Raw genomic sequence first — 1,149 nt, 5'->3', positions numbered from 1 at the left:
TAAGTGCGAACATCTCTGCGATATGCGTTTTCCTTGACGGTTTCCGTCTCCCCGGGATTCATCACTGAACCCCGACGACCTCCCGAAGCAGGTATCCCTGCTCCGGTCAACCGGACCTCCTCACCATTTCGGCTCTTGGAAATTACCGCACACCTCGAAGCACTGGCGTACTTTATTCATCGAGTTGATTACAGACATGATTCAAATATTCAAATATGAAATTGTCAATTGCCAGCAGACCAGATGGAGCAACTACTCTGATACTCTGTATTTCATCGCTATCCCCCGCTGACAAGAATTATTATAAACGCTAATGAAGTATTTTTCATTCAACCAGCGGTTTAAAATAGCAAAAAAATGGGGAAATGTACATCAAAAATGCCCCAACTCTTTATGAGCTGAGGCATTCGAAGCATTTTCTTTTACTTATATATTCCTTTGGAAATTAGCAAAACAATTCACAGTATTCATGTAAAAACAATAAGGTAAACAAAAGTAAATTGTCTCTCATAGGTACGGTTCAACACCAGATGTCCGAATTGCTTTATATGAGGCAATTAGTTTCAATCACTCATAGGTACGGTTCAACATTGATAAATGACTGTATAATGGAATTATTCTCAGGTTTCAATCACTCATAGGTACGGCTCAACCTGTACTATTTCGACAAATTGACGGCAAAACCGAAAGTTTCAATCACTCATAGGTACGGTTCAACAACAGTATTTACTGCGTTTTCTGTTTTCATTATACCCCATTTTCCCTGTTTTTCAACCTTTTTCTCCAAAAAAGTCGGTCAACCTCTTCATAGTAAATTCCCGCAAAGCCTTGATTCTACTGGCTTTTTTATTTTTGTCAAAATTGGCTCGGAGGTTCACCGACTTTTTGACTGTTTTTTTCTGTTTTCAGCACCTTTTCATGCTGTTTTTGTCCTGGAGGCCTTGATTTTACTGAGTTGGAGGTTCACCGACTTTTTTTACAGATTTTTTAACAATCTTTGTTTTAATCAAAGAAAAAGCTCCAGTCCTCTCACAAAAACTGAAGCCTCTTTTGAATACCTCAATCACACCTACGATCCGGCCTTCGCCGTACATCCATGTCCTTCACCTATATTCTGCCACCAGGAAGATAAGTCTGAGCTTCGGGGAG

At 39.9% G+C, this 1,149-nt stretch carries 1 protein-coding gene; it reads left to right on the top strand.

Going from position 1 to position 1,149, the window contains the following annotated elements; all coding sequences use genetic code 11:
* Nucleotides 1-671: 671 nt before the first annotated feature.
* Nucleotides 672-1,149, top strand: a 478-nt coding sequence (locus WMO25_RS18210) for a hypothetical protein (protein ID WP_349086651.1), incomplete at its 3' end; no start/stop codon positions are given.

The organism is Coprococcus intestinihominis (assembly GCF_040096555.1).
In the GTDB taxonomy this organism is placed as follows: domain Bacteria; phylum Bacillota; class Clostridia; order Lachnospirales; family Lachnospiraceae; genus Coprococcus_A; species Coprococcus_A intestinihominis.
This window is presented reverse-complemented; position numbering and strand designations above follow the sequence as displayed.